Annotated in this window: 10 protein-coding genes; 8 read left to right on the forward strand and 2 right to left on the reverse strand. The window is 67.2% G+C overall.

Features of this window, described 5'->3' with window-relative positions; genetic code table 11:
* The first annotated feature begins 274 nt into the window (after window positions 1-274).
* Window positions 275-517, forward strand: coding sequence for a DUF2789 domain-containing protein (locus KH389_RS00700; RefSeq protein ID WP_043861319.1), 243 nt, complete (start codon window positions 275-277; stop codon window positions 515-517).
* Between the two features lie 69 nt (window positions 518-586).
* A complete protein-coding gene (locus KH389_RS00705; RefSeq protein WP_054915884.1) occupies window positions 587-1,225 on the forward strand; it encodes a hypothetical protein in 639 nt (212 codons plus the stop codon).
* Window positions 1,226-1,228: 3 nt separating this feature from the next.
* On the opposite strand, the gene KH389_RS00710 is transcribed toward KH389_RS00705, so the two are convergent.
* Window positions 1,229-1,669, reverse strand: a complete 441-nt coding sequence (locus KH389_RS00710; RefSeq protein WP_043861317.1) for a CBS domain-containing protein — start codon at window positions 1,667-1,669, stop codon at window positions 1,229-1,231.
* 104 nt (window positions 1,670-1,773) lie between these two features.
* Window positions 1,774-2,400: a LysE family translocator gene (locus KH389_RS00715; RefSeq protein WP_213606680.1), complete on the reverse strand. Its 627-nt coding sequence runs from the start codon at window positions 2,398-2,400 to the stop codon at window positions 1,774-1,776.
* Between the two features lie 124 nt (window positions 2,401-2,524).
* On the opposite strand from KH389_RS00715, the gene KH389_RS00720 reads away from it, so the two are divergent.
* The 6 genes from KH389_RS00720 to KH389_RS00745 all read left to right on the forward strand — a co-directional run bounded on the left by KH389_RS00720 (window position 2,525) and on the right by KH389_RS00745 (window position 18,402).
* The gene (locus KH389_RS00720; protein WP_213606681.1) at window positions 2,525-3,943 is read left to right on the forward strand and encodes an aminotransferase-like domain-containing protein; all 1,419 of its coding nucleotides are present in this window, start codon (window positions 2,525-2,527) and stop codon (window positions 3,941-3,943) included.
* A gap of 58 nt (window positions 3,944-4,001) precedes the next feature.
* Window positions 4,002-5,999: a TonB-dependent receptor family protein gene (locus KH389_RS00725; protein WP_244988674.1), complete on the forward strand. Its 1,998-nt coding sequence runs from the start codon at window positions 4,002-4,004 to the stop codon at window positions 5,997-5,999.
* Between the two features lie 368 nt (window positions 6,000-6,367).
* A complete protein-coding gene (locus KH389_RS00730) occupies window positions 6,368-8,140 on the forward strand; it encodes a ShlB/FhaC/HecB family hemolysin secretion/activation protein (RefSeq protein ID WP_054915887.1) in 1,773 nt (590 codons plus the stop codon).
* A gap of 8 nt (window positions 8,141-8,148) precedes the next feature.
* Window positions 8,149-8,667: a toxin-activating lysine-acyltransferase gene (locus tag KH389_RS00735; protein WP_213606682.1), complete on the forward strand. Its 519-nt coding sequence runs from the start codon at window positions 8,149-8,151 to the stop codon at window positions 8,665-8,667.
* Window positions 8,668-8,707: 40 nt separating this feature from the next.
* On the forward strand, window positions 8,708-17,788 hold the full coding sequence (locus KH389_RS00740) for a hemagglutinin repeat-containing protein (RefSeq protein WP_213606684.1): 9,081 nt from the start codon (window positions 8,708-8,710) through the stop codon (window positions 17,786-17,788).
* Window positions 17,788-18,402, forward strand: coding sequence for a GAD-like domain-containing protein (locus KH389_RS00745; RefSeq protein ID WP_043861310.1), 615 nt, complete (start codon window positions 17,788-17,790; stop codon window positions 18,400-18,402). Before KH389_RS00740 ends, KH389_RS00745 begins: the two co-directional genes overlap by 1 nt.
* Window position 18,403: the final 1 nt, after the last annotated feature.

The following is an 18,403-nucleotide window of genomic DNA, read 5'->3' on the forward strand; positions in this document are numbered from 1 at the left end:
GCTATCTTGCAGGGCCATTCTGGCCCGCTCCCACATAGGCAGCGGTGATCCTTGTGGGAGCGGGCTTGACCCGCGATTGGGCCGCAAAGCGGCCCCCACCCACCCCTTGAGCAACGCCCTTGGCATCGGAACGTCTGCATGTACCGCAACTGCAGCGACTAAACTCCAGCGGTCGGGACCGGCGGTGAAATTAAACGCCAACCCGACTGACCTCGAACGACCTGTGCGCTGTCTACCCCATTCAACCCGGCCTGACGCCCAGAAGGAGTGACCCATGGAAGCACCTACCCACAGCTTTAGCGCCCTGTTCAAGCAGCTTGGCCTGCCCGATGATCCCAAAGGCATCGACCAGTTCATCACCAGCCACTCGCCGCTCAAGGGCGACATCAAGCTGGTGGATGCGCCGTTCTGGACGCCGGCACAGCGCGAATTCCTCAAGGAGGCGATTCTGGAGGATGCCGACTGGGCCGTTCAGTTCGACCAGCTCAACGAGGCGCTGCGCAATCCCCGCAAATAAGCGCTGAGCGGCACCTGTACCTGCAGTTGGCGTTGCTATGCTCAGAAAAACAATAAGGGGATGGCGCCAATGAAAGATCCCTACGCACCCGGCTTCTGGGCGGCCGTGACCGCCCTGGGCCTGCTGAGCACCGGCTACTTCTACGGCGTTCGCCAGCTCTACCAGCTGGTGGAGGCCATGCACTTCATGTACGCGGCCGCCGCCGTGATTGCGGCGCTGGCCCTCACGGCCCTGGCCTGGAGCAGCTGGCAGCAGCTCAAGGTGCGCAAGCGCCAGCTAGAGCAGGGCCGCACCCTGGTGGCCATCTGGAACACCAAGGTTGCCCTGCGCCGGGTCGAAACCGTATTCGACCGCTACTTCTGGGGCAGCTACTGGCAGCCGGGGCGCACTTTTCAGGAAGTGATGGGCGAGCTTGAAGGCACCCCGCTCGAACAGAGCCTCGAAGCCCTCAAGCGCCAGTGCCAGCAGCTCGACCAGCAGACCCGCGGGCGCCACCGCTACTGGCTGAACAACGCCCGCGAACTTTCCAGCGTGGCCACGGCCATGGCCCGCGAACGCTACCAGCTCGACCTGTGCGACTCGCAGCAGAGTGCCGGGCGCGGCAGCGCCGTGCTCAACCGCGACCTCGAAGTGCTGGTGTACACTTGGTCGGCGCGCCTGCGCAGCTTCGACCACCAGCTCGACGAGCTGGAGGGCGAATACCGCTGAGGTTCATTCGCCGCGGATGTACTGCTCCAGTTGCAGGATCAGGTTGGCCTGTTCGGCAATCGCCGCCTTGACCAGGTCGCCAATCGACAGCAGACCGATCAGCTGGCCGTTCTCCACCACCGGCAGATGGCGCAGATGGCTGTTGGTCATCAGGTTCATGCACACCTCCACGCTCTGGTGCGGGTCTACCGTGACCACCGGTGCGCTCATGATGTCGCGTACCGGCGTGCCCACCGACGAACGCCCCTTGAGCACCATCTTGCGGGCGTAGTCACGCTCGCTGATGATCCCGACCACCTGGCCGTCATCGACCACCGGCAAGGCGCCGACGTTCTTCTCGCCCATCACCATCAGCGCCTCGAGCACCGTCTGGTGCGACCTGATGGTGTGTACCGCATGGTGTTTTTCTTCTTTGGTATTGAGCAGCTCTTTCACGGTTTTCATGTGCAGCCTCGGCGGTGGATAAGCGGCGATGCCTATCCCCTAAGAATCGTGCACGGATGCCCACTCGGCAAGGTTGAAAACGCCATGGGGCCGATTGAAAAACGTCATGCTCCGTCGAAACCGCGCATCAGCATCAACGCCACGCCTGTCAGCAACACCGCCGTGGCCCGTTGCAGCAGGCGCCGACGCGCCGGCTGCTGCAGCACATGACGGATGCGCTGGCCGAAATAGCAGTACAGGCAGCCGCTGGCAAACTGCAGCAGCAGGAAGGTCAGGCCGAGCACGGCGATGTCGCGGGTGTGGCTGGCAAACTGCGGGAACACCGCGCTGAACATCAGGATGCTCTTGGGATTCGACAGCCCGGTCAGCAGGCCCCTGGCGAACAGCGCCCGGAAACCCTCCAGCGCCGGCCCGCCGCTATCGCCCAGCGCCAGCCCGGTACTGGTCCACTGCCGCCAGGCCAGGTACAGCACATACGCGACCCCCAGGGCCTGGATCAGCTGGCGCACCAGCGGGTAGCCCTGGATCAGCGCCGAAAAGCCCAGTGCAAACACCAGAATCGACAGCAGGTAGGCCACGCTGGCGCCCAGTTGCGCCGGCAGCGACTGGCGCAGGCCGGCCTTGAGGCCCAGGCTGAGCAACAGCAGGGTCATCGGCCCGGGGCTGAAGGTCATGCTGGCGCAGAACACCACGAAGTAACCGAAAGAGGAGGGCGTCAGGCCGAGGTTCATGGGGCAGTGCTCACAGTGCAAAGGCCGCAGTCTAGAGTGCAGGCCACGCTGCGGGCAGGCCAAGCAGCGGGCAATCGCGCCCGACTTTACTGGTAGGATTACCGGTAAACCTGTGGAGACCTGCATGCTGCCCGTCATCGAGTTCTGCCCCGGAACACCCAAGGTCCAGCAGATCGCCGAAGCCTGGGCGCGTGCCATCGAGGCCGGCGAGCTGCCGGCGGGCAGTCGCCTGCCGCCGGTGCGCGAACTGACCGCGCAACTGGGCGTGAGCAAGTTCACCGTGATCGAAGCGCTGGACCGCCTGCGTGCCCGCAACCTGATCACCTCCAGCCAGGGCCGCGGGCACTTTGTCGCCAGCCGTCACGCGCCGAGGGTGCCGGGGGGCGACACCGACTGGCTGCCGCAGGACCTGGCCAGCGTGCTGCGCCGCTCGCTGCTGGCCGATGACAACAGCCTGCGCCCCGGCAGCGGGCACCTGCCGCCCGACTGGCTGGAGCCCGGCAACCTGCGCCAGGCATTGCGCGCCGTGGCCCGCTCCACGCGCCTGCGCATTGGCGGCTACGGTACGCCGGCCGGTTACCTGGCGCTGCGCCAGACCCTGCAGACGCGCCTGCTCGGCCAGGGCATCGCCGCGCCGCTGGAGCAGATCGTCACCACCAGCAACACCGTGCAGGCGCTGGACATGCTGCTGCGGGTGATGCTGCGCCCGGGCGATTGCGTGGTGCTCGACAGCCCGTGCTATTTCAACTTCCACGCCAACCTGGCCCTGCACGGCGCGCGCATCGTCACCGTGCAGCGCACCGCCGAGGGTCTCGACCTGGCGCGTTTCGAACAGCTGCTGGCGCAGCACCGGCCCAGGCTGTACCTGACCACCAGCGTGCTGCACAACCCCACCGGGCACTCGTTCACTGCGGGCCAGGCGTTCGCGCTGTTGCAGCTGGCGCGCCAGTACGACTGCCATGTCATCGAGGATGACCTCTACGCCGACCTGCACCCGCAGGCGCCGGCCCGCCTGGCGGCGCTGGCGGGCCTGGAGCAGGTGACGTACCTGTCCGGGTTCTCCAAGACCCTCAGCGCCAACGCCCGGGTCAGCTATGTGGTGGCCGCGCCGCAACTGGCCGCCAGCCTCACCCACATGAAGCTGATGAGCGGCGGCATCACCTCCGAACTGCTGGAGCAGGTGGTCGACCAGCTGCTCACCGATGGCAGTTACGACAAGCACCGCAAGCGCCTGCAACTGCGCCTGCAGGAGGCGGCCGGGCGCGTCGGGCAGCGCCTGCGGGCGCTGGGCTGCGAGCCGCTGCTGGGGTATGCCGGCGGCCTGTTCATCTGGGTGCGGCTGCCCCCCGGTTGCGACGCCCAGGCCCTGGCCCGTGCAGGCCTGGCGCGGGATGTGCTGCTGGGGCCGGGCAGCCTGTTCGGCCCCGAGCCCGGCCTGTTGCAGTGCATGCGCTTCAACGTCGCCTGCAGCGACGACCCGCAGCTATGGTCGGAGCTGGCGGTACTATTGGACAGTTTTGCCGACCCGGCATCTGCGTTATAACGAACCCCCAAAAACGTCGGCACAGTGTGTAGCCGGCGGCCACCTTCAAGGAGTCACCATGTTGCCAAGGCGGCCCACCGTCCTCACCTTCCTGTTGCTTGGCGCGGGCTCCGCGAGCGCCGACAGTGTCGACCTGGCGCCGCTGGAAGTCACCTCCACCCGCGTGACCTCCGAATGGTTGCAGACCCCGGCCGCCGTCAGCTCGGTGAGCGTCGCCGACAAGCCCGGCGAACAGATGCTGACCCTCGACAGCCTGCTGATGGCGGTGCCCGGCGCGGTGCCGCAAAGCCGCTACAACATGGCCCAGGGCATGCGCCTGTCGATTCGCGGCTTTGGTGCCCGCTCCAGCTTCGGCATGCGCGGCATTCGCGTACTGGTCGACGGCGTGCCGTTGACCATGCCCGATGGCCAGACCGAGATGGACGGTGTCGACCTGAGCCTGGTGGAAAACATCGAAGTGATCCGCGGCTCGGCCTCCACCCTGTACGGCAACGGTGCCGGCGGCGTACTGGCGATCACCACCCGCGAGCCCTCGCTGGAGCCGCGCACCCTCGTGGACGTGGGTGGCGGTGCCGACGGCTATCGCCGCGTGCGTGCCGAAACCAGTGGCACCTCCGGCAACCTTGGCGGGTTGCTGGCGCTCAACGTCACCAACATGGACGGCTACCGCGATCACGCCGCCTCCGAAGCGCGCAACCTCACCGGCAAGCTGCGCTGGCAGGCCGATGCCGGCGTGCTGGGGGTAACCTTCCAGGCCCTCGACAACCGCTCCGAAGACCCTGGCGCCCTGACCCTCGCGCAGGTGCGCGACAAGCGCAGCCAGGCGCGCCCGCAGAGCCTGCTGTTCGACTCCGACGAACAGATGAACCAGCAACGCCTGGCGGTCAACTGGACCAGCCAGCTGAGCGACACCGACAGCTACCAGCTGCGTACCTGGCTGGGCCGGCGTGACTTCGGCAACCGCCTGCCGCTGCGCGCGGGCGGGCAGACCACCTACGAACGCCTGTTTGCCGGTGTCGGCGGGCAGTACACGCACCTGGCCAACTGGTTCGGCCTGGGTCATCAGCTCACCACCGGCATCGACATCGAGCAGCAGCGCGACGACCGCGAGCGGCACAACAACGAAGTCGGTGGTCACACCGGCAACCTCACCCTGCGCCAACGCGAAAAGGCCGGTGGCTATGGGCTGTACGTGCAGGACAGCATCGACCTCACCGAGCGTCTGCAACTGACCCTGGGCGGACGCTATGACGCCACGCGCCAGTCGGTCGACGACCGCTTCCCGAGCGACGGCGACGCCTCCGATGCGCAGCGTTTCGAAGACTTCAACTACAGTGCCGGCCTGAGCTACCGCCTTACCGAGCACACCATGGCGTATGCACGGGTGGCCACCTCGTTCGAGACCCCCACCCTCAACGAACTGAGCAACCCGACCGCAGGCGGCTTCAACACCGGGCTGCAACCGGCGCGGGCGCTGACCCGCGAGCTGGGTGTGAAGGGCGAGTGGGACGAACTGCGCCTGGAGGCGGTGGTGTACAGCATCCTGCTCAAGGACGAACTGGTGGCGCAGAGCACCGACCGCGGCAACACCTACAGCAACGCCGGCAAATCGCGGCGTGACGGCTTCGAGTTGAGTGGCGAATACCGGCCTGTGGATAACTGGCGCCTGTCGATGGCCTACAGCTACAACGACTACCACTACACCCGTTTCGAGGGCTATGACGACAACCGTCTGCCGGGCATTCCCCGGCAGACCTTGTTCACCGAGGTGGGCTACGAGTCGGATGCGTTCTATGCACGGGTCAACATGAACGCCTATGGCCCGCAGTATGCGGACAACGCCAATGAGGCGCGGGTGGCGGGCAATGCCTTGTTCAACCTGCGCGTGGGCACGGTACTCAAGCTTCAGGGCCAGGAGCTGGAACCGTACGTGGGTGTGGATAACCTGACTGACCGGCGTTACTACGACAACCTGCGCATCAACGACACAGGCGCCCGTTACTACGAGCCGGGCCCAGGTCGGACCTTGTACGCGGGCATCCGCGCGAGCTTCTGAAGGCCTGACGCCGAGCGAACAAGGTTGGCAACGCCGATCCTGCAGGCCATTGCGCGTTGCAATCGATGCAGGAGCCGGCCTTGCCGGCGAAGCGCCGCGCGGGCGGCGCTCGATCTGATCGATCGCCACAGAAGCAGCGGCTGGCACCTTGTGAGGTCGCATCTGTTGCCATCCCCTGCAAAACCTTGAACCCCATCACGTTTCCCACACCCCGTTGCAACTTTCTCGCGATATCCCCGTCAGAGCGGTGCGGAAGAGGTTGTAGGACAAATCACCGTCCCTCCCAGCAGGCTTGAACATTCAGCCGCGCACAACGCTCCGCCCCCCGATAACACTCCCCCAAGAATTCCGGCCCACAAGGATGTGCCATGCTGCCGATCGCCCATTGCCGGGCGTTGACGACACGTGTTGCCCACTGCTTCGTCAGCACCTCGCGCCCCACTCCCGCTGCCGCACTGCTGCTGGCCCTCGCTGCCTGGGCCGCCGGTGCCGGCACCGCCGCACACGCCGCCGACCCGAATGCCGAGCTGCTGCGCCAGCGCGACCGCGAGCGGGTGCAGCGCGAGCAGCTCGAAGCACGCCCCGACGTGCGCCTCGAAGCACCGCTGGCCGATGAAGGCGACGGCCGCCTGCCCGCCAACGAAACCCCGTGCTTCCCCATCCGCCAACTGCGCCTGGTGGGCGATGCGGCCGAGCGCTTCCAGTGGGCGCTGCGCGCCGCCAACCCCAAGGATGACCCGGCCACCGGGCGCTGCCTGGGCAGCGCCGGCATCAACCTGACCATGAAGCGCATCCAGAACGCGATCATCGAAAAAGGCTACGTCACCACCCGCGTGCTGGCCCAGGCCCAGGACCTCAACAGCGGCGAACTGACCCTGACCCTGATTCCCGGGCGTATCCGCGACATCCGCTTCGCCGAAGGCACCAGCTCGCGCGCCAATGCCTGGAACGCGCTGCCGGCGCACTCGGGCGACCTGCTCAACCTGCGCGACATCGAACAGGCCCTGGAGAACTTCAAGCGCGTACCCACCGCCGAAGCCGACATCCAGATCGCCCCGGCCCAGGCCCGCGACGCCGGCCCCGGCGAGAGCGACATCGTGATCGCCTGGCGCCAGGCCTTCCCGGCGCGGCTCAGCCTGTCTGTGGATAACTCCGGCAGCAAGACCACCGGCAAGTACCAGGGCAACCTGGCGTTGTCGCTGGACAACATCCTCTCGCTCAACGACCTGTTCTACGCCAGCGCCACCCACGACCTGGGCGGCGGCGAGTCGGGCAATCGCGGCTCCAAGGGCAACACGCTGCACTACTCGCTGCCGTTCGGCTACTGGCTGCTGGGCTTCACCACCAGCGAGTACGACTACCACCAGCAGGTGGCCGGCGAGAACGAGACCTACCAGTACCGCGGCGAAACCCGCAACAACGAGCTGCGCCTGTCGCGCCTGCTGTACCGCGATGCGGTACGCAAGACCACGGCCTGGGGCAGCCTGTGGACGCGTACCTCGGAAAACTTCATCGACGACACTGAAATCCAGCTGCAGCGCCGGCGCATGGCCGGCTGGGAAGCGGGCCTGAGCCACCGCGAATTCATCGGCGCCTCCACCCTCGACCTGAGCGCGGGCTACCGCCGCGGCACCGGTGCCCACGGCGCACTGCAGGCGCCAGAAGAACTCACCGGCGAAGGCACCTCGCGCTCCAAGATCATCAGTGCCGATGCCCAGCTGCAGGTGCCCTTCATCGCCTACAACCAGCGTATGCGCTACATCGGTGGCTGGCGCGCGCAGTGGAACCGCTCGGCGCTGGTGCCGCAGGACCGCTTCTCCATCGGCGGGCGCTACACCGTGCGCGGCTTCGACGGCGAGAACATCCTCTCGGCCGAACGCGGCTGGACCCTGCGCAACGAGATCGGCCTGGCCCTGGGCGATACCGGCCAGGAGCTGTACACCGGCGTCGACTACGGCGAAGTCAGCGGCCACTCCAGCGAGTACCTGGTGGGCAAGCGCCTGGCCGGTGCCGTGGTAGGGGTGCGCGGCGGCTACAAGGCGCTGTCGTATGACTGGTCCTGGGGTACGCCGCTGAAGAAGCCCGACGGTTTCGAAACGGCCAACATCACCAGTGCCTTCACTGTCTCTTTGTCGTTCTGAGGCCCGCCATGCGTATCGATCGCTTCGACATCATCGCCCCCGGGCTCTTCGACGAGCCCTGGAACGAGGCCACCGTGCTGGGCTCGGCCACCTGGCTGTGGATGCACTCCACAGCTCACCGCGACGCACCGCTGCACAGCCTGGCCACGCTGTTGCTGCCGGCGCTCAAGCACCGCCAGTTCGTGCTCGGCAGCGAGGCCGGCAAGCCGGTGTTCTACCTGTCCTGGCTCAACCTCGACGGCGCCGCCGAGCAGCGCTACATCGAGCGCTCGCCTGTCGAGATGGCCAATGCCGACTGGAACAGCGGCGAACGCCTGTGGATAAACGACTTCGTCGCCCCGTTCGGGCATGCGGCAACGCTGGCGCGCCTGGTGCAGCGCCAGCTGTTCCCCAACCGCTGCATGCGCGCCCTCGACCACCAGGGCGAAGTGCGCGGCCTGCGGGTCAAGACGCACCTGGGGATCGGCGTGATTCCCGAACAGGCCAAGGCCTGGTTTGCCGCTCACCCGCTGGAACTCACAGCGTAACCCTGACTTCTGGCGGTCTGGCACCGCAAATGGAATTGCAATGAACAAGCATCTCTACCGTATCGTTTTCAACAAGGCTCGCGGGCTGCTGATGGTGGTTGCCGAGAACGTCGCCAGCCAGGGCAAGGCGCCGGGCACCACCACCGGGCCCGTGGCCGGCTCGGCCGGCACACTGGCCGAACTGGGCCGCCTGCGTTTCGCAATGATGCTCGCCCTCGGCCTGGTGGCGCTGGACGCTGCACCTTCCTGGGCCGCCGGGGTGGTTGCCGATGGACGTGCGCCAGCAGCCCAGCGCCCGAACGTGGGCCAGAGTGCCAACGGCACGCCGCAGGTGAACATCACCGCCCCCAGCGCCGCTGGCGTGTCGCGCAATACCTACAGCCAGTTCGACGTGGACAAGCGCGGGGTCATCCTCAACAACGGCGTCAAGGCCAGCCAGACCCAGCTGGGTGGCTGGATCCAGGGCAACGGCAACCTGAGCAAGGGCAGTGCGCGGGTGATCCTCAACGAGGTCAACGCCAGCAACCCCAGCCAGTTGCGCGGCTATGTGGAAGTGGCCGGTCAACGCGCCCAGGTGGTGATCGCCAACCCGGCCGGCGTCACCTGCGACGGCTGCGGCTTCATCAACGCCAACCGCGCCACCCTGACCACCGGCCAGGCGCAGCTTGAGAACGGCCGCATCACCGGCTACCAGGTCAAGGGCGGTACCCTCAGCATCCAGGGCAAGGGCCTGGACAGCGCCGACGCCGACTACACCGACCTGATCGCGCAGAGCGTGCAGGTCAACGCCGGCATCTGGGCCAAGGACCTGAAAGTCACCGCCGGGCGCAACCAGGTCAACGCCGACAACACCCGCGCAACCCGGCTGGCAGGCAGCGACGAGGAGGCCCCCGCAGTCGCCATCGACGTGGCCAAGCTCGGCGGCATGTACGCCGGCAAGATCATGCTGGTGGGCACCGAGGGCGGTGTGGGCGTGCGCAACGCCGGCACGATCGGTGCCGGCGCCGGCGAGGTGGTGATCAGCGCCGACGGCAAGCTGCTCAACAGCGGTACCCTCAGCAGTGCCGGCGCCACCCGCGTCGCCGCCAAGGGCGGGGTCGACAACAGCGGCACGGTCTATGCCAAGGGCGACCTGCAGCTGAGCAGCGCCGGCGACCTGAACAACAGCGGCACCCTGGCCAGCCAGGCCAATGTCGAACTCAAGGCGACCGGCGCGCAGTCGACCATCACCAGCAGCAAGGGCTCGGCACTGGCTGCCGGGCTGGACGAGAGCGGCAAGCTGGGCAAGGCCGGCGACCTGACCCTCACCGCGCAGCGCGTGCAGGCCCACGGCGAACACCTGGCCGGCGGCGACCTGCAGGTCAGTGCAGGCGACGTCGACCTGAGCGCCAGCCGTAACGTGGCCGGCAACATCACCCTCACCGGCGGCGACATCAACCTCGCCAACGCCAGCGTCGATGCCAGCAAGACCCTCAGTGCCACCGCCCGCCAGACCCTGCGCAGCGACGCCGCCAAGGTGGTGGCGGGCAACCTGCAAGTACGCGCCGGCGAGCTGTCGAACGTGGGCGGCGAGCTGACCCAGAGCGGCAAGGGCAGCACCTCGATCAAGGTCGACGGCGCCCTCGACAACCGCAGTGGCCGCATCGCCAGCAACGCGACCCATGCCACGCTCAGCGCCGCCACCGTGGTCAACACCCACGGCCGCGTCGAGCATGCCGGCGCCGGCACCCTGCAGTTGACTGCCACGACGCTCGACAGCGCGCAGGGCACGCTGGTCAGCACCGGCACCCTGCAGGTCAACGCCGGCCAGGTTCAGCTCGACGCCGGCGTGGCTCAGGGCAAGGACGTATCGATCGAGGCCGACACCCTGTCCAACCGCGGCGGCAAGGTCCTGGCCACCCAGGGCGGCAGCCTTGCGGTCACCACCCAGGGCCTGCTCGACAACACCGGCGGCACCCTTGCGGCCAGCGGCAACGGCGTGTTCAACGCCGGCACGCTGGACAACCGCAGCGGCACCGTGAGCGCCGGCGGCACACTGTTTGCGGGCGCTGGCGAGCTGTTCAACACCGCCGGCACCTTCGCCGCGATCCGCCAGATGACGCTGAATGCGGCGCACCTGAACAACAGCGGCGGTACGGTCGGCTCGGTACAGGGCGCCCTGCTGCTGACTGCCCGCGACAGCCAGCTGGGCAACGTGGGCGGGCGCCTGGAAGCGGCGGGCGACATCGTGGTGAACGCTCAGGGTATCGACAACAGTGGCGGCGTGATCAGCGGCCTGGCACTCAACCTGAACAGCAATGGCCAACTGCTGCAGAACGCCCAGGGCACCCTGGATGCGCGCAGCACCCTGGACCTGCGCAGCGGGCGCCTGGAAAACGCCGGCGGGCTGATCCAGTCCCAGGGCAGGCTGTACATCGATACCGGCGAACAGGCACTGGTCAACCTCGACGATGGCAGCGGCAAGGGCATCATCAGCCAGGGTGCGCTGGAGATTCACAGCGCGCACCTGAGCAACGCCGGCGGTTACGTCTCGGCCAAGGGCGCCATGCAACTGCTGGCCGCCGACGTGACCAACGCCGGCGGGCGCATCGTCGGCGCCGACAGTGTGCAGGTGCAGGGCCTGCGGCTGAACAACCAGGCCGGGCAGATCCAGGCGTTGGGCGCCATCGACGTGGCCTCGGCCGAACGTGTGGACAACCAGGGCGGCCTGATCCGCTCCGCCGGTTTGCTGCATGTGTCGACCGGCACCCTCGCCAACAACGCCACCCAGGCCGACAACCAGGGCCTGCAAGGGCACGCCCTGCGCCTTGAGTCCGACGTGCTGGGCAACCAGGCCGGTGTGATTCGCGCCGACACCACGCTGGACATCGGCGTCAGCCAACTGCTGGACAACGCGGGCGGGCTGATCAGCTCCAGCCAGCACCTGAACATTACCGACCGTGACCCCGCTGCGCGCCGCCAGAGCATCAGCAACCTCGACGGGCGCCTGCTGGCCGGCCAGTCGCTGAGCCTGAACGCCGCCTACTACAGTGGCAACGGTCAGGCCGTGAGCCTGGGCGACCTGACCCTGCGCCTGCTCGCAGGCCTTGAACTCAGTGGCCTGCTGCAGGCCAACGGCACCCTCGACGTGCAGACCGGCGGTGCGCTGAACAACAGCGGCAAGCTGCTGGCCGGCCGCTCCATGCTGCTCGACGCCAGTACCCTGGACAACCGCGCCGAGGGTGAAATCAGTGCCGACCAGGTGCGCATCACTGCCCACCAGAGCCTGACCAACCGTGGCCTGATCGACGGCCAGAAGGTGCGCCTGCAAACCGGCGTGCTGTACAACCTGGGCACCGGTCGCATCTACGGTGACCATCTGGGCATCGCTGCCGGCACCCTGGTCAACGCCAACGAGGGCGACCGCTCCGGTGCCATCGCCGCCCGTGCGCGCCTGGACATCGGCGCCACGCAGATCGACAACAGCGAAGCGGCGCTGATCTTCAGTGCCGGCGACATGGCCATCGGCGCCACGCTGGATGACGCCGACCACGCCAGCGGCCGCGCCGCGCTGCTGACCAACGCCAGTGCCACCATCGAGTCGCTGGGGCACATGGCGCTGGACGTGCAGACCCTGCGCAACCTCAACAACCACTTCAGCACCCGCGACGTGGAAATCAGCCGCCAGAGCTTCCAGGAATTCCAGCTGGCCGGCTCGCCCAACCGCTACCAGGCCGACCAGGTCACGTTCCGCCACAACGAAGTGCAGTACCTGATCACCCCCGAGGGCCAGAAGGACAACTGGAACCGCTACGACGTGACCCGCGTGGTGCGCGAAACCCAGATCGCCACCTCGGCGCCGGGGCAGATCCTGGCCGGCGGCAACCTGGTCATCAACGCCGGCGAAGTGCTCAACGACAAGAGCCGGATCATCGCCGGCGGCCTGCTGCAGGGCGCCATCGGCAGCCTGGTGAACACCGAGTTCAAGGGCCAGCAGGTCACCACCGACAGCGGCACGGTGACCAACTTCTACCGTATCCAGCGCAAGGGCCGCGACCGCCAGGGCGCCCGCGTGGCCGGTTATGTGCCCGCGCCGCTGATCCAGGAAATCTCGCTGCAGCCCACCGTATGGCAGGAGCTGGCCGCCGTCACCGGCAGCGGCACCCAGCTCGGCGGCCATGCCAGCCAGCTGAGCGACCAGCAGGCCGCCGGCGCCGGCGTGGTGGACAGCGCCGCCGCCAATGCCTACCAGGTGGCGCCGATCATCGAGGTGGCGGCGCAGGCCGGGCTCGATGCCGAAGGCGTCGGCGAGCAGATCCGCACCGGCGGCCCGGTGCTGACCCTGCCGAGCAACAGCCTGTTCGACAGCAACCCGCAGGCGGTGCGCAATTATCTGGTGGAGACCGACCCGCGCTTTGCCGGCTACCGCAACTGGCTGTCGTCCGACTACATGCTGCAACAGTTGCACCTGGACCCGGGGCAGACCCTGCAACGCCTGGGCGACGGCTTCTACGAACAGAAGCTGATTCGCGAACAGGTCGCCCAGCTCACTGGCCGGCGCTTCATCGACGGCTATGCCAACGACGAGGAACAGTACCGCGCGCTGCTCGACAACGCGGTTACCGTGGCCAATACCTGGCAACTGGTGCCGGGTGTGGCGCTGAGCGCCGAGCAGATGGCCCAGCTGACCAGCGACATCGTGTGGCTGGTGGAAAAACAGGTGACCGTGGCCGGCGGCGAAACCCGCAGGGTGCTGGTGCCGCAGGTGTACGTGCGGGTGCAGCAGGGCGACCTCAACGGCGCGGGTGCGTTGATGGCCGGCCAGCAGCTCAAGCTCGACGTGAATGACACCCTGAGCAACAGCGGCAGCCTCGGCGGGCGCAGCATCCTGGCGCTGACCGCGCAGAATGTGGAGAACCTCGGCGGGCGCATCCAGGCCGACAAGGTATCGGTGCAGGCACGCGAGAACCTCGACAACCTCGGCGGCCTGATCGGCGCCGTGGACAGCCTGGCGATCAGCGCCGGCAACGACCTCAACGTCATCTCCAGCACCCATGACAGCAGCAGCGAGCAGGGCACGCGCAGCAACCTGTCGCGGGTGGCCGGGCTGTTCGTCAGCGGCGCCGGCGGCACGCTCACGGCCTCGGCCGGCAACGACATCAACCTGGCCGGTGCCCAGGTGGTCAACGCCGGTGCCAACGGCAGCACGCAACTGGTGGCCGGCAACAACCTGAACCTGACCACTGTCACCGAGTCGCACCAGCAGTCGATCACCTGGAACAGCAGCAACTGGCGCAAGGACGCCAGCCGCACCGAGGTGGGCAGCAATGTGCAGGGCACCGGCGACGTCAGCCTCAAGGCCGGTCAGGACATCAACCTGCGCGCCAGCCAGGCCAGCAGCGAGCAGGGCATGGTGATGGCCGACGCCGGCCGCGACGTGAACCTGATGGCCGGGCAGAACTACCAGTTCGCCGACGAGGCGCACAAGGTCACTGGCGGCAACGGCATGTTCTCCAAGACCACCAGAACCACCCGTGACACGCTCAGCGAAACCACCGCCCAGGGCTCGACCCTCAGCGGCGAGCACACCTACGTGCAGGGCGGGCGCGACATCAACCTGCAGGGCGCCAACGTGGTGTCCAGCCAGCAGACCATCCTGGTGGCGGGCAACGACGTCAACATCGCGGCGGCCAGCGATAGCCGCAGCGAGCGCCACGACAAGACCGAGAAGACCAGCGGCCTGTTCAGCGGTGGTGGCATCGCCGTGACCGTCGGCACCCAGGAGCAGCGGGTCAAGGACATGACCACCAGCACCACCGCGGTGGCCAGCACCGTAGGCTCCACCGAAGGCGACGTGCTGATCGAGGCCGGCAAAAGCTATCGCCAGGTCGGCAGCCAGGTCATGGCGCCCAAGGGCGACGTGGATATCCGTGCCGAGAAGATCGCCATCGTCGAGGCGCGCAACACCAGCGAGCGTGAGCGCCAGACCCTGTTCAAGCAGACTGGCGTGTCGCTGACCCTGACCAACCCGGTGATCAGCGCCATCCAGACCACCCAGCAGATGAAGCAGGCCTCGGACAAGACCGAAGACGGGCGCATGAAGGCGCTGGCCGCGGCCACCGCGGCGCTGGCGGCCAACAACGCGGCCACCGCGGTGGCCACCGATCCGGGTTCGGCGGGCGGGATCAACCTGAGCCTGTCGCTGGGCACCAAGAAGAACCAGAGCACCACCGAGCAGCACAGCGATACCGCTGCCGGCTCGACCATCGTCGCTGGCAACGACGTGCGCCTGATCGCCACCGGCGCCGACGAGGACAGCACCCTCACCGTGCGCGGCAGCCAGATCAAGGCCGGCAACAATGCCAGCCTGCTGGCCGACGGCGACATCAACCTGCTGGCCGCCACCAACACCAGCACCCAGCAGACCGACAGCACCGGCAGCAGTGCCAGCGTCGGTATCGGCCTGTCGCTGGGCGGCACACGCAACGGCTTCACCCTCGACCTCGGGGTGTCGGGCAATCGCGGCGAAGCCGATGGCGAGGACCTCACCCACACCAACACCCATATCGATGCCGGCAACCAGCTGGTCATGGTTTCGGGCGGCGACACCAACCTCAAGGGCGCGGTGGTCAGCGGCAAGCAGGTGGTGATGGACGTGGGCGGCAACCTCAACATCGAGAGCCTGCAGGACACCAGCACCTACACCGTGGACGAGAAGAGCCTGGGCGTGGGTATCAGCCTGTGCATTCCGCCGTTCTGCTATGGCATGAGCTCGGTCAGTGGTGCCAGCGGCAGCTTCGGCGCCACCGACATCGACTCCAGGTACGCCAGCGTCACCGAGCAGTCGGGGATCAAGGCCGGCGACGGCGGCTTCGATATCTACGTGGCCGGCAACACCGACCTGGTGGGCGCAGTGATCGCCAGCAGCGACAAGGCCGTGCAGGACGGCAGCAACCGCCTGGTCACCGCCAGCCTGACCAGCCGCGACATCAGGAACGAGGCCGAGTACAAGGGCAGCAGCCTGAGCCTTGGCGGCGGTTACCGCGAGGTCGGCAAGGACCAGCAGGGCAACGCCACCAGCGGCGCCACGCAAACCCCTGGCACCGACCTTGCGAAAAACGAGAACGACATCGGTGTGAGCATGCCGATCGCCATCAGTGCCAGCGATAGCGCCAGCAGCGTGACCCGCAGCGGTATCAGTGGTGGCAGTATCGTCATCACCGATGCGGCCGAGCAGCACAAACGCACCGGCAAGAGCGTGGACGAGGCCATAGCCAGCCTCAACCGCGACGTGTCCAGCGACCGCGATGGCAGCAATGCACTGAAGCCGATCTTCAACGAGGAGCAGATTCGCGCCGGGTTCGAGATCGTCGGCGCGTTCGCCAACGAGGCGGGCACCCTGCTCAACAACAAGGCCAAGGAAGTCGACGCCAAGCGTAACCAGGCCAAGGAGGCCGAAGCCAAGGCCGCCAACCCGGAACTGGGCGACGGCGAGCGTACTGCCTTGCTGCTGGCGGCCAGCGACCTGCGCCATCAGGCCGACGGCATTGCCGAAAACTGGGGCGCCGGCGGCACCTACCGGCAGATCACCACCGCGCTGGTGGGTGCGGCCAGCGGCAACATCAGCGCCGGCAACACGGCGTTCATGCAGGGCATGGTGGTCAACTACGTGCAGCAGCAGGGCGCGGGCTATATCGGCGAGCTGGTGGCCAACGGCAGCCTTATCGAAGGCTCGCCGGTACACGCGGCGCTGCACGGCATCCTCGCCTGCGCGGGCGCGGCGGCCAGCAGCCAGAGTTGTGGCAGCGGTGCGGCCGGGGCGGCGGCATCGAGCGTGCTCACCGGGTTGTTCTCCGAAGCCAGCCCCAACGAGTCCGAGGCGCAACGTGAAGCCAAGCGCAACCTGATCACCAGCCTGGTCACCGGGCTGGCCGCCAGCACCGGCCTGGATGCCGCCACCGCCAACACCGCCGCTGGCGCCGCCACCGACAACAACTGGCTGGCCACCCAGCAACTGGTGCAGGCCAAGAAGGAGCTCAAGGAAGCCGAGGGCCTGGCGGACGAGCTCAAGGTCATTGCCAAGTGGGGCTTCATCAGCAAGAAGCAGGACCTGCTGACCCAGGTTGGCGTGGGGCGTGGCCTGGTCGAGGCCGGCATCAACGATATCGAGGGGCTGGCGCAGTTCATCGCGCACCCTATCGATGGCCTCAAGGGCATCAAGGAACTGATTTCCAACCAGGAGGCGCGCGACAAGCTGGGCGCCGATGTGGTGGATGAACTCAACGCCAAGATCGACCGCGTGACCCTGGCGCTGGAGGTGGGCGGTGACGAGCACGCCATGCAACTGGGGCGTGACCTGGGCGAGATCGTGTGGCAGGCCGGCAGCATTGCCACCGGCGTGGGCGGCGCGGCCAAGGCCGGCGTGACGCTGGCCAAGACCGGCATCAAGATGGGCCGGGCGGGTCTGGAAAAAATGGCCGCCAAGGCCGAAGTGCTGGTCAAGGAAGCGCCGGTGGCCAAGGTCGAGCTGCCCCCTGCCGGCAAGCCGGCGGCGGGTGCGGGCACCGTGGCCACCGTCGAGCGCCTGGACGAACTGCCCGTGAAGCAGTTCAACCCCTATGACAACCCGCGCTACAAGGAGATGACGCCCACCGAGCAGCAGGCGTACCTCAAGGAATACAACAAGCAGTTGCAGGCCCAGCAGGACGCCATCAACAACATGACCGCCGACGAGTTCAAGTTCGCCCGCGAGGCGTTCGACAGCACCGGGCGCAACCCCGACGCGGTGGCGCTGCAGCGCAAGTTCGGCCGCGAATTCGAGCGCAGCGTGGCGGAGAACATCCAGAAGGGCCTGGTCAACAACGGTGTCGACCCCAAGGTCGCGGCGCAGATGGCCAAGGCACGGGCCAAGGAAATCAAGTCGAACCTGGCCGCACTGCACGAGCCCGACATGGTGGCTGGCGGGTGGGTAAAACCCGACCCTGTTAGAATGGGCAATTCGAACGTCAACTCGTCGATCGGCGCCAGCTGGTCGAGCCGGCTGCCGCTGCTGGACGAGACCGTGCGCAAGGCGGTGGAGGCGGGCAACGGCAGTGCCAAATTGAACATCAGGTTAGAGCTAGCCAGGGGAGCCAGTCAGTGATGAAGGACGCATTTCTCGAGATGTTTATCGAGGCCATGGGCGAGCCTGCCCATCAGCGGCCCGTGCCGGCCGAAAGCATCGCGCAGTACCGTGGCCGCCTGCCGGACAAACTGCTGGAGTACTGGCAGGAGCAGGGGTGGGGCAGCTATGCCGACGGCCTGTTCTGGCTGGTCAACCCGCACGACTACCAGCACCTGCTGGACATGTGGCTGCAAGGCACCGAGTTCGAGAAGCTGGACACCTACCATGTGATCGGCCGCACGGCCTTTGGCGACCTCTATGCATGGGGCGAAACCTATGGCCGCAAGCTGATCGTGCTGTGTGCGTACAACCGTGTGTACGCCATGAGCAGCGAAAAGAACGTGCCCTGCAGCAACCCGGACCTGGAGCTGCAGTCGTTCCTGTCGATGGTCGAGCGCGAGGACTTCGACATGGAGGACGCCGATGGCGAGTTCCTGTTCGAGCGTGCGCTGCAGGCCCTGGGCCCGCTGGGCGAGCAGGAGCTGTACGGCTTCGAGCCCGCGCTGGTGATGGGCGGCAAGGCGGTGCTGGGCAACCTGCGCAAGCTGCAGCTGGATGTGCACCTGACGATTCTTCGCCAGTTCGGTCGCTGAG

It is taken from the genome of Pseudomonas qingdaonensis (genome assembly GCF_018398475.1).
Lineage (GTDB): Bacteria > Pseudomonadota > Gammaproteobacteria > Pseudomonadales > Pseudomonadaceae > Aquipseudomonas > Aquipseudomonas palmensis.